Consider the following 12,135-nt stretch of genomic DNA (forward strand, 5'->3'; position numbering starts at 1 on the left):
AGCAGCAAGCGCTCTTTGACATCAACCCGCCGAGGGGATGAACACGCCCCTAAAGCGCATCTTGCCGGAAGCCAGCCGATCATATGCCTCTGTGGCCTGGTCAAGTGTAAAGGTCTCGACGATCGGTTTGACCTTGCCCTTGGCGGCGAGATCGAGGACTTCACTCAGATAGTGCTGACCACCATGTGTCGAACCGATGACGCGCTGACGCATCATATGAAACGGCACGCCCTCCGACGAGATGGAGAACGGCTTTGTGAAATCCAAACCGCAAAGGACGATCCGTCCATCGACCCTTAGGCCCGCAATTGCATCATGGGCGGTGTTGAAGTCGTTGGTTGTGACGAGAAGGATATCCGCGCCGCCGATGTCGCGAAGCTCTTCACCGTTCGCTACGACCTTGTCCGCGCCGAGTTGGATGGCCAGGTCGCGCTTGTCGGCTGAGTGTGTGATCGCGATGGTCTCGAAACCGCATGCCTTGGAAAGCTGCAAGGCGACATGCCCCAGGCCGCCTATGCCGACAACGGCGATCTTCTCACGCGGCTGGGGTGCCGCGTCCCGTAACCCGCTCCACGTGGTATAACCGGCACACATCATGGGGGCGGCGTCCGTGTAAGCCAACCCATCAGGCAGAAGCACCGTACCTTCGGCGGAAATTGCGATATACTCCGCGTGCCCTCCCTGTGACGCAAATCCCGTCGTCGTGGGAGAGTCACACTTCATTGCCGTTTGGCCAGTCAGTGGACGGTTTTCTTGACAGTAGGGGCAGCGACCGCAAGCGGATTGCACCCAAGTCGTCCCGATGCGATCACCGACCTTTCGCGTGCGGACGCCCGCACCCACTTCGACGACCTCGCCGACGACCTCGTGCCCTGGCGTCTGTGGGTAGATGTCGCCTCCATAGCCTTGTGTGGCCCATATGTCGGTATAACACATTCCCGACGCGTGAACTTTGACGAGTACCTTTCCCGGTTCCGCTTTGGGAACAGGCACCTCGTGAATCTCCCAGGGTCGGTTGGCACCCGTCATCACGACAGCTTTCATCTTCATCGTCAGCTCCTTGTTTTACTCTCGACCGCGGGGCGGGGACGCAAGTCTTCGCCTCAGCAAAGCGGGAAACTCAATCCAACCGCGTCGTCCGTCTTCGATCTTTTCATGCGAACCTTTTGAGATTTAAGTCGCCTTGACTGTGGAAACAATCTCGCTAATATTTGATGTTGGAATGAAAGAAATTCATCAATCAAAAACCAATGACCTGTCGGCATACGTCGCTTTTCTGGCGGTTGCTGCGCATCGCAGCTTTCGCAGCGCGGCCATTGAACTCGACATTACGCCATCGGCGATCAGCCATTCGATCAAGACGCTGGAACGTCGGCTGGGGGCTCGGCTTTTCAATCGAACGACGCGTAGCGTCTCTCTGACGGATGCAGGGGAGCGCCTAGCAAACAAATTGCGCCCCGCAATGGTTGCGATTGATGAGGCCATTCAGGAGATTGAAGGCAATCGAGATATTCCGAGCGGCACGGTGCGGATTAACGCCAGCGAGGGTGCAATCCGCCTGGTACTGAAGCCGGTGCTTGCGCGGTTTTTTAGGGCCTATCCTCACGTTCATCTCGACATCGTCAGTGATGGAAGACTTGATGACATCGTTGCCGAGGGCTTCGATGCGGGGATACGTCTGGCGGAAGCCGTGCCGCAAGACATGATCGCCGTTACCGTTATGGGGCCAGTACGTTTTGCGGCGGTCGCATCGCCAGGCTATTTTGCTGAGCGTGGACGCCCGTCCGTGCCTCAAGACTTACTCCATCACGATTGCATTCGGTTCCGGTTTGAGAGCGGTGCAATCTACCGCTGGGAGTTTGAACGTCGAGGGGGCACCGAACGGATCAACGTTACGGGACGGCTGACGTTGACCGATCAACCTTTGATGGTCGAAGCGGCAATGGACGGGCTCGGCATCGCGTTCGTGCCAGACCACCTTGCAATCGGTGGGCTACGCGATGGCCGCCTGGAGCGGGTCCTGGAAGATTGGTGTCCAGAGTTTCCGGGTCTGTGTCTGTACTATCCGGGCCACCGTCATGTCTCCTCCGGCCTTCGCGCGTTGATTACAACGCTGACTTCATCGGATGGGCCAGCGTCTTCGATGATGCCCAGATGACAACCGCGCTGCTCGACCGGCTTACCCACCATTGCCGCATCCTTGGAACTGGAAACGACAGTTTCCGATTCAGAAATAGTTCAACGGATTCTACCGGCAATCCCATTCTTCTCCACGGTATTCCGTTTGTTACCTCCGAGCCGTTGCGGAGCGGGGCAGCTCCGCAACTGTCGTGGCGTCGACGTCCGCGTTGCTTGCCGGTTCGCCGAGCCGCTTCTCCTTTCGAAACGGCCGCAACAACAATAGCAGCAGGTCGTCCACGAAGGTGAAGATCACCGGGATCACCAGCAAGCTCAGGACCGTCGAGGTCAGCAACCCGCCAATGACGAGAATGGCCATCGGCTGGCGAAAGCTCGGATCTCCGCCACTCAGGCTCAGAGCGGCAGGCAACATTCCGGCGCCCATCGCGATCGTCGTCATGACGATTGGCCTGGCGCGCTTGTGACATGCGTCGATCAAAGCGGCCATTCGCTCAACACCCTCCCGCCGGGACATGATGGCGTATTCGACCAGGAGGATGGAGTTCTTGGTCACCACACCCATCAGCATCAGCAGGCCAATGACGGCCGGGAACGAGAAGCTCGTGCCCGTGATGACCAAGGGGAGCAATGCCCCCCCAAGAGACAGGGGCAGCGCCATCAGGATCGTGATCGGCTGCAGAAAGTCGGAGAAGAGCAGGACCAGAACAGCGTAGACACAGAAGATGCCAATGCCCATCGCGATGGCAAAGCTTGCGAACAGTTCTGACGAGCGCTGAAGCTCTCCCTGCTCCACCAGATGAACGCCGACCGGGAGGTTTTTCAAGGCGGGCAGCTGGCGCGCATCCTTCATGACATCGCCCAATATGCGGCCGTTGAGTTCGACGGAAAGGGTGACGTTCCTCGACCGGTCTATTCTGTCAATCTGCGACGAACCGCCACCGATCGCGATTGAGGCCACGGATGAGAGAGCGATATCGTTGCCGGCTCCGCGCACGGTCAATTCGGAGATCCTCGAGAGGTCGTTGCGGATGCCTTGGTCGAACTGGACGCGAATCGGAAGCTGTCGCTCGGGAAGATTGAGCTTGGGCATTGATGATGAATAATCGCCGTTGGTCGCGATCCGGATCGCATCGGCAATCGCTTGCGACGTTACGCCCAACGCCGCCGCCTTCTCAAAATTCGGCCTGATTTGAACTTCCGGCGCTTGCAGAGCTGCACTGGACGTCACGTTCCCGATGCCATGAAGCGTGCGGAGCTGAGACTCAAGATCTGCAGCAACATTATCCAGGATCGTTGAATCGTCGCCCGCCAAGGTGATGTCCAGCTTCGTTCCATTGCCCCCGGATCCGACCTGGACACGCACCCCTGGCAGTGCTGTCAGCGCCTCTCTGATCGCGTTTTCAATCTGCCATTGCTTTTCAGAGCGCTTGCCGATGGGCGTCAGATCAACGATCAGGGTTGCAGCGGTTGCGTCGCTTGTCGTCGAAGCATCAAGTGCACCGCTACCGGATTGCGCCGTTCCAACAGCGTTGAAAACATGCGTCACATTCGGGATTTTCGAGACGACTTCTGCTGCCTTCATCGCGGTCAGTTTTGTTTGCTCAAGAGAACTGCCAGGCGGCATTGTCAGCGATACCTGCGTTTGGGCGTTATCGGATGCCGGAATGAATCCGGTTTTCAACAATGGAATGATGGAAAAGGATAGGGCGACGAAGAGAGCGACGATTAGTACCGTCGTTTTGCGGTGGCTAAGGCAGTAGCCCACGATCCTCAGATAGACCGACATGAGCCAGCCATCTTTCGCCTCGACGGGATGGGCCTTCATGAAGTAGGCGGCCATCATCGGCGTTAGCAGACGTGCGACCAGCAGTGAGCAAAGCACTGCCACAGCTGCAGTCACTCCGAATTGGCGGAATATCAGGCCGGGAATTCCGGCCATGAATGCCGTTGGAAGAAACACAGCCACCAGGGTAAACGTCGTTGCGATCACCGCCAGGCCGATTTCGTCTGCGGCCTCCATCGCTGCCTCATAGGGTTTTTTGCCCATGCCGATGTGACGCGATATGTTTTCAACCTCCACAATCGCATCATCGACGAGAATGCCGACAACAAGTGAAAGCGCCAGTAGCGAAACGATGTTCAAGCTGAAGCCGGCGAGATACATCATCAGAAATGTCGGAATGATCGACAACGGCAGTGCGACCGCTGACAGGACGGTAGCGCGCCAATCACGGAGAAAAAGCATGACAACAATCACGGCGAGCGCTGCCCCCTCGTAGAGCATTTCCATCGACGCATGATAATTGTCTTCGATGGGGGTGACAGTATTGCTCGCCTCGTTGATGACGATCAGAGGGTATGCTGCCTTGAAATTCTGAACCGCCTTTCGCACTGCGGTTGCAACACCGGTGTCGGAATAGCCGTTCGATCGCTTTATCTGGAAGGCGATCATCGGCTTGCCGTCTTCATAGGCAAGCGATGTCCTGTCCGCGAAGGTATCACTGACCGTGGCGATCTGGTCCAGGCGAATATGCTGGCCATTCGACAGGGGAACCGCAACCGCCTTCAGCTCGTCGACCGAGGCGACGGCGCCGAGTGTGCGCAGTGTTTGCCGCGCGTCTCCAACCTCTCCGACCCCGCCGGACTGGTTGACCTGTACCGCCTTGAGCTGCGTCGAAATATCGGAGGCCGTTACACCTAGCGATCGCATGGCAGACGGATTGAGGTCGACATGCACCTCGCGGTCGACGCCCCCCGTTCGGTCGACTTCTCCGACACCCTTCACCGACAACAGCATCTTGGAGAGATCATTGTCGACGAACCAAGATAGCTCCTTCTCATTCAGGCGATCAGATTTGATCACGTAAGTCAGAAGTGGGGACGACTGAACTGTCACCTTCGAGACGGTGGGCGGATCCATCTCCTTTGGTAGATCCGCCTGCGCGCTGTCGACTGCATTTCGAACCTCATTGAGCGCGGCTTCGGTGTTCTTGCCGACCTCAAACGTCACGGTGATCGACACTGACCCATCCGTGATCTTCGTTGTAATGTGGTCAAGCTTGGTGAGGGAAGGGAGCTTATCCTCGATCTTGCGTGCAACTTCGGTTTCGAGCTGATCGGGCGCTGCCCCGTCCAGCGTTGCCGCGATCTTGATCGTCGGTAGATCCATGTCAGGGAAATTCTGCACCGACAGGCCCATGAAGCCGAGAATGCCGCAGACGCTTAGCAGCGCGAACAGGAGGATCGAGGGAACGGGATTACGGATGGACCAGGCAGAGAAATTCATTCGCCGGCCTCCGACGTCGTCACGACTTTCACGGTGGCGCCGTCGGCCAGGAATGCGCCACCGGCCTTCACGACATTTGCTTCCGCATCGATGCCACTGGCGATCTCTATGAGGTCTCCCTGGCGCCTGCCGATCGAAACGGACTTGCGCTCCACGTGGGTTGTGTCCGTCATGACAAAAACGTAGCTCATGCCATCTCGCTGGATCACTGAGGTTTGCGGCAGGGCAATGCTTTTTGTGACTGCGATATCGAAGGAGCCGGTCGCAAACTGACCTGATTGGGCCGCGGCGTCTTTGAGCGAGACATAGACAAGAGCGCGACCGGTTTCCTTTGCGACGGTCGGCGAGATGAGTCTCACCACGCCCGACAGCCTAGAAGAATTCGCCAGTTCGATTTGGACTGTCTGTCCTTGCCGGACCGAGTTCAGGAATTGCGCCGGCACCTCCGCCTGCCACTCGACGCGACCCTGACGGATGATCCGGAACATCTCTGTTCCCGACGAAACCACCGCACCAAGCGTTGCTGACCTTGAAGAAATGATGCCATCGTCTGGAGCGATGATCCTGGTCTGTTGCAGCTTGATTTTTTCACCTTCAAGGGCTGCCTTTTCCGAGGCGACACTGGCTGCGGCCGTCCGCTGGGTGATCAGATACTGTGTCGTTGTTTGATCTGATAGCGCGCCGGTACCCGAGAGCTTATGGGCTCGATCAACGTTTGCGTTGGCCTCGTCGAGATTTGCCTCGGCAGTCGCCACAGCCGCCTCCTGCTTATGAAGATCCGCAAGAACGCTTTCCGACGCGAGCTCTGCCAGCAGTTCTCCGCGTCTGACCTTGGAGCCGATGTCGACTGCGATACTGGCAATTTTCAAGCCTCCGGTCTCGGATGAGATTATAGCCTCTTGCCATGGTGCCAACCACCCGGAGGCAGGTACCGTTTGCGGCCATTGCTGGACGAGCGGCTTCACCAGTTCGACCGTGAGTGCGGCAGGAGCTGCCGTAGAGGTCTGCTGTGCAACGGACGAATTGACGCCATAGGCGACAAAGAGAAAAGAAGCGAAGGTCATACATGAGATCGGGCGATACATATCGTTTGTCCTGCGTGATCCAACGTTCGAATGATCGGTCGAGGCGCGACAAGGCTCGATCACACGGAACGCTAATTGGACAGACGATAATGGCTCGACCGCTAAGTGCTGTTAGGAATGCGTAAAGTTATGTAAAGATCCGGAGCAACAGACTTAGGCTGCAATTTGAATGATGATCCTGAGCCCCGAATTGGGGCCGTTTTCGGCGCGAACGCTCCCACCCTGGATCTCTAAAGTCTGACGCGCAATGGCAAGGCCAAGTCCATGGCCGGTGACCTCTGCGCTGTCCACACCGCGCTGAAACGGCTCGAAAATGCGCTCGATCTCGTCGTCCGGCACGCCAGGCCCATGATCACAAACAGTTATTCGCAGCATATGTGGGTGGGCTTGGTCCAAGTGTGCATCGACGATCACCTCGGTTTCATCCGCAGTGTATTTAACGGCATTTCGCACGACGTTTTCGAGCGCGCGATAAATCAGTTCACCGTTGGTATCGCTGACAAACGATGCCACGCCTTCCAGTCTGACGACAACGCCTTTCGCCTTGGCTTCAAACCCGGCATCGTCAACGATGGCACCCAGCAGATCAATGATATCGATCTTGCTTTTCTCGAATGACGAAGCGTAGCCGGTGTTGAGCTTGGCCAGGGTCAGGATTTCATCGACCAGTGTATCCAATCGTTCGATTTCGCGATCCATCCTCTCCATCATAGCATCCAGTTTGGACGGGTTTTGCCGCAGCACGCCGATCGCGGCCTGGATGCGGGAAAGTGGCGATCGAAGCTCGTGTGACACATCGTGATAGAGTCTCTGCTGGATCTCCTGAAGTGCCTGCAGTTTGGATGCGGTGGAATCGAAGTCCAGCCCGAGGTCGGAAATTTCGTCCTGGCGGCCACCGAATTTTTTACCAATGCGGATGCGAAAATCCCCCCGCGCCAAGGCATTGAGGCCGTCTTTCAAGGTCACGATCGGACCGGCGAGATAATATGCCAAGGCACAGGCCGCGATCAAACTTGCCACGGCATCGACAAGAAACGGAAAGATCAGAAAACCGTATGTCTGCGCACCATTATCAATAAAATCGGCAGTGATTCGATAGCATTTCTGATCGGCACTCAAATATCGCTCATTTCGCTGATAGCCGTTCGCCTTCGCACAACTGACATCATCTGAAACGCTGACTTTCAGGTCGATTGGAGAGCCCGAGGTTCGCGCCATACGGGCGACCGAGGGAAGAGCGGTCAGATTGTGATCGACAACCAGTGCTTCTGCGATCTCAATCAGAAAACGCTGCTTTCGAAGATCGAACTCACGCTGCGGCGGCTGAAATCCAAAGACATTGGTCAACAGGATGAGAACGCAAATCAGGCCGGCAATAGATAGCCAGACAACAACGAATAGTTTCCAGAACAGCTTGCTCATCGATCCTGGACCAGTTGATATCCCTGGCCTCGCACCGTCCTGATCCAGGACTGGCCGTCGTTGCGCAACCCAAGTTTCTGCCTGATACTGCTGACATGGACGTCGATGCCTCGATCGAACGGGGTCAATGCGCGCCCAAGCGCTCGACGGGAGATCTCGCTTTTGGAGACGAGTTGCCCGGCATTCCTCACCAAAACCTCAAGCAGATTGAATTCTGCGCCCGTCAAATCCAGGGGTTGTCCCTTCCATTCGGCACTTCTCGTGGACGGATAGAGGATGAGGTCTCCAGCCTGGACGAGGTTAATGTCGAGATCGGGGTCGGTACCTCGATTGAGACGACGCATGATCGCCCTCAGCCTTGCGACGATTTCGCCCGGCGAACATGGTTTCGAGACATAATCATCGGCGCCAAGGTTAAGCCCTGTAATTCGGTCGACATTTTCTCCTCGGGCAGACAGCATGAGAACAGGGATACTGCTTGTCTTCCGGATGCGTTGAAGGACATCTATGCCGTTGATGCGCGGCATCATCACATCGAGAATGACGATCTCATATGAGTTTGAGGTGGCTTCCTGAAGGCCAAGGCGAGGATCGTCGATGGCTCTGGCGTCGAAGCCTTCTTCTGCTAGATATTCGACGAGCAGCCCTGTCAGCTCCCTGTCGTCATCGATGAGAAGAACTTTTGTCATTGACGTAATCCCAAGCCTTTTGGAGTGATCAGTAAACGCGTGCCGGGCAATTTTTGTAAATACTGACCGCATCCGCGATGGGCACTCAGGTTTTGCTGTTGGCTTGGCTCTTCTTGTCGGTCCACCCTGGCGGCAGACCAAGTTTTCCGCCTATGGCACCCGCGATACCGGAGCCTCGGCCAAAGCTCTCACATGCAGTATACTTATTCCGTCCGCCGAGTGCCGACCAGACCTTCTGCTTTGAAGGGAGTGAACCGACACCCTTGAAGGGTGTGTCCCCCTTTACCAGCATTTTGGCAAAGTCATTTCCGAATGAACCAGCAAGAGCGTAAGCATCGCCCACCGCCGAGACGCGTGCTGCCGTTGTAAAGGAATCCGCGCCTCGCGACCAGACCATGGCCGCCTTCTGCGCTCCGTCTGCGCCTATCGCTTCTGCCTCTGCATCAAGGCCACCCATTCCGATTGGTAGTCGCGGCACCGACACTGGCAGTACCGCGGCCGTTCCAAGTGACGTTACCGTTGACACCCCTGCCGCGGTCTTATTGGTAGGTTTGATCGCGACGATTGATGCACGCACTGTCAAATCTGCAGGCTGACCAGGCCCTACAATCTCAAACCTGTCACTCAATGCCACACATAAGGCTCTGTCCACCGCATTCGATGTAAGAGCTTGTTCGCGAAGATTTGGAACCGTGGCAGCCACGTTGACCGAGATGGTAGTTGGGACAATCCGGACGGTCTTTGCCATTGCAAGTGCGTGAGGGTCTACGCTCATCTCGCTCTTGGTCATGGTTCCATTCGATGGTTTCAGGTTTTGATAGGATGAAAGCGTCGTGCCCCGTTGAAGAGGCATGCTGGCGCAGCCTGAAAGGCAAATCATGAGTGCGACAGACATTGTTAGTTTCGTTCCCGAGGCCTGCGTAGGTCGGAGGTTGCAATCTTGAGGATTTTGATTCACCGGATACATAAACTCTCTTTTAGTAAGGGGTCTACGTGGCAATTTTTATAAAGGTTTCCATCCGTTATGTTGGAACTGACAGATGAAAGGCTGAGAGCAGGCAGTCGGCCAAAATCTTCTTCAGATCGCATTTTCCCGAATTCCAATGGAAGAGAGGCGGAACACAATTTCGAGTATTGAATAGGTACGAAACGAGGGGACATTGGCTACTTGGATCGGTTTCTGGCATAGGAAAATTGCATCCCGCTATGTCGCCGTTCGAAACCGGATGTAGCAGATCTTTTGTTAAGCTCCGTTAGACCATCGTAAAGTTGTGTAAAGACGTATTCCCCTTGTCGCCATTGGCAACCGCTGGGGCGAAGTGCGGGCTTGATAGAAAGGCACAGTTTAACGTCGGAGTGGCGACTATGAGACCGAAATTCCTTTGGCCTTGCGAACGCTGTGAGATGCTGCCTGACCTAGGAGTGAGGCGTGCAACTCGGAGGCGCGTACGCGTCCTCCCAAACGCATCATTTGCGACTTCCATCTGAAAGCTCAAGCAGCTCTTCTCGTGGGGACACTTTATATAATGAACCCACGAGAAGGTAAGGAAGGTTAGGCGTTTGTGGAAATGTCCGTTGACGCGGCTATGTCCTTCTGTGTCGAGAGCGCTGCCAGGCGATCAGTCAGCGCCTTGAAGATGATCCCCCAGGAATCTGAGCCAAGGACGATCCGCTTCGGCGCCGGCTCCTGATCAACGCTTGCGAGGATGATTGCCGACATCTTTGCAGGGTCGCCCAGAGGCTGGCGTGACGTGTCTTTCATCATCGCGTGAACCATGGCCGCCGGCGTACCTTTGTACGCCTCCAAAGGCTCGCCAAGCTGTGCCCCACCGAAACGAAAATTCGTGCGGGCGCTGCCCGGCTCGATGATAGTCACCCCGATCTTGAAGGGTGCGAGTTCAATCGACAACGCGTCCAGGAAGCCTTCCAGCCCCCATTTTCCCGCATGATACAATGATCCACCGGGAAGGACCGCCTGGCCACCGAACGTGGACAGACCGATGATCCGGCCGCCGCCTTGAGTACGCAGGTGAGGCAGTGCCGCACGCACAAGCCTGATCGGGCCGATAAGATTGGTCGACAGTTGATGATCGACCTGTTCGTCGCTGAACTCCTCCGCAGCGCCGAACAAGCCGTAGCCGGCGTTGCTAACGATGACATCGATCTTGCCGAGATCAGCGAAAGCCTTGTTTACGACTCGTTGGATACCGGTCGTGTCCGTCATATCCAGGTGGTCCAGCCACAGCAGATCGCCATACTTCTCCGCTAAATCGTCCATCGCACCCATCTTGCGGGTGGTGCCGGCGACGCGATCGCCGCGTGCGAGGAGTTGTTCCGTCATGGCGCGACCGAAACCGCTATTCACGCCGGTAATTAACCAGGTGCGTTGTGTCATTGTTCAATCCTTTTAGATCAGTGACTGGTTACCGGCGCCTGGCGGCGCCCCTTACATCCAGCAAGTGGATAGTAGTGCTGGGGGATCAGATTATTAATGCTTGATCTTCTCAATTTTTAGCGCCATCGTCTGATTATGCAGGATGACCCATTCTCGGATTTCCTCAATCTCATCAGCGCGCGGTCTGTCCTGTCGGGTGGATTGGTGGCGGGTGGCCCATGGGCGATCGCCATTCCACCGCCCGATAAGATCAAGTTCTGGGGCGTCGTACGAGGCAACTGCTGGCTCTTGATTGAGGGCGAGGCAGCACCGATCCATCTTGAGGAAGGCGATGTGTTCCTCCTCTCCGCCCCTCGCGCAGTCGTCATGGCCAGCGACCTGGCTGCGCCCCTAGTCGACCTGGACGATGTCTTGAAATACCGTGTGGGTGCCGTTGCCCACCACGGAACCGGCGACGATTGCTTCGTGATCGGCGGGAATGTTGAACTGAATGCAGAATATGGTCAGCTTCTGACCGGAGCCCTGCCACCATTCATTCACGTTCACGCGGGATCGCGACGAGCGCAGACACTCTGTTGGCTCATGGACCAACTCATCCAAGAACGTGAGGACGATCCACCGGGTGCATACGTTGCCTCAACGCAGCTAGCCCATCTGATGTTCATCCAGATATTGCGCGCTCACTTCGAGACGACCAAACCCTTGACGGCGGGGTGGCTAAGAGCGGTGACCGACAGGCGCCTCTCTCCGGCGCTCCGGTTGATGCACAACGACCCCGGTCGATCCTGGCGGCTCGAAGAATTGGCGAGGGCTGCGGCCATGTCGCGCGCGACGTTCGCCTTATATTTCAAAACCGTCGCGGGAATTGCGCCGATGTCCTACCTGACGGAGTGGCGGATGCGACTTGCGGAGCAAGCCATTCGCGAAAACTCGGTCCATATCGGCGACATTGGACGATCGCTCGGCTATACGTCGGAGAGCGCGTTCAGCAACGCCTTCAAGCGCGTCACCGGGCGTCCTCCGATGCGCTTCAAAAATGCAGCGGGCTGACAAATTTTCGAACGAAGCCTAGGTTGGACGCCTTTCAGATGGCACGCAACTTATTGATGTTTGTGCGTA

At 56.4% G+C, this 12,135-nt stretch carries 9 protein-coding genes and 1 pseudogene; 3 read left to right on the forward strand and 7 right to left on the reverse strand.

Going from position 1 to position 12,135, the window contains the following annotated elements:
• Nucleotides 1-21: 21 nt before the first annotated feature.
• Nucleotides 22-1,050 carry an alcohol dehydrogenase catalytic domain-containing protein gene (locus A6U86_RS13440; RefSeq protein ID WP_083196830.1) on the reverse strand — a complete coding sequence of 343 codons (1,029 nt, stop codon included), beginning with the start codon at nt 1,048-1,050 and terminating at the stop codon, nt 22-24.
• A gap of 172 nt (nt 1,051-1,222) precedes the next feature.
• On the opposite strand from A6U86_RS13440, the gene A6U86_RS13445 reads away from it, so the two are divergent.
• Nucleotides 1,223-2,158: a LysR family transcriptional regulator gene (locus tag A6U86_RS13445; protein ID WP_068391676.1), complete on the forward strand. Its 936-nt coding sequence runs from the start codon at nt 1,223-1,225 to the stop codon at nt 2,156-2,158.
• A pseudogene (locus A6U86_RS34750) lies at nt 2,128-2,241 on the forward strand (ATP-binding protein); the annotation flags it as partial. The gene A6U86_RS13445 and the pseudogene A6U86_RS34750, both read left to right, overlap by 31 nt.
• Before the next feature lie 46 nt (nt 2,242-2,287).
• Here the strand turns inward: A6U86_RS34750 and A6U86_RS13450 are convergent.
• From A6U86_RS13450 to A6U86_RS13475, 6 genes are all read right to left on the reverse strand, one after another.
• Nucleotides 2,288-5,425 (reverse strand): efflux RND transporter permease subunit, encoded by a 3,138-nt coding sequence (locus tag A6U86_RS13450; protein WP_068391679.1) that lies wholly within the window; start codon nt 5,423-5,425, stop codon nt 2,288-2,290.
• Nucleotides 5,422-6,510, reverse strand: coding sequence for an efflux RND transporter periplasmic adaptor subunit (locus A6U86_RS13455; RefSeq protein WP_068391681.1), 1,089 nt, complete (start codon nt 6,508-6,510; stop codon nt 5,422-5,424). The genes A6U86_RS13450 and A6U86_RS13455 overlap by 4 nt, the downstream gene beginning before the upstream one ends.
• A 153-nt stretch (nt 6,511-6,663) precedes the next feature.
• Complete coding sequence (locus tag A6U86_RS13460; protein WP_068391684.1) at nt 6,664-7,932, reverse strand: HAMP domain-containing sensor histidine kinase; 1,269 nt, start codon at nt 7,930-7,932, stop codon at nt 6,664-6,666.
• Entirely contained in the window at nt 7,929-8,621 is a 693-nt protein-coding gene (locus A6U86_RS13465; RefSeq protein ID WP_068391688.1) for a response regulator transcription factor, read from the reverse strand. The genes A6U86_RS13460 and A6U86_RS13465 overlap by 4 nt, the downstream gene beginning before the upstream one ends.
• Before the next feature lie 85 nt (nt 8,622-8,706).
• Nucleotides 8,707-9,516 carry a DUF3313 domain-containing protein gene (locus A6U86_RS13470; RefSeq protein ID WP_244509929.1) on the reverse strand — a complete coding sequence of 270 codons (810 nt, stop codon included), beginning with the start codon at nt 9,514-9,516 and terminating at the stop codon, nt 8,707-8,709.
• Nucleotides 9,517-10,173: 657 nt separating this feature from the next.
• Nucleotides 10,174-11,016, reverse strand: coding sequence for an SDR family oxidoreductase (locus A6U86_RS13475; protein WP_068391695.1), 843 nt, complete (start codon nt 11,014-11,016; stop codon nt 10,174-10,176).
• 135 nt (nt 11,017-11,151) lie between these two features.
• On the opposite strand from A6U86_RS13475, the gene A6U86_RS13480 reads away from it, so the two are divergent.
• Complete coding sequence (locus A6U86_RS13480; RefSeq protein ID WP_068391698.1) at nt 11,152-12,066, forward strand: AraC family transcriptional regulator; 915 nt, start codon at nt 11,152-11,154, stop codon at nt 12,064-12,066.
• Nucleotides 12,067-12,135: the final 69 nt, after the last annotated feature.

Source organism: Rhizobium sp. AC27/96, assembly GCF_001692325.1.
Lineage (GTDB): Bacteria > Pseudomonadota > Alphaproteobacteria > Rhizobiales > Rhizobiaceae > Rhizobium.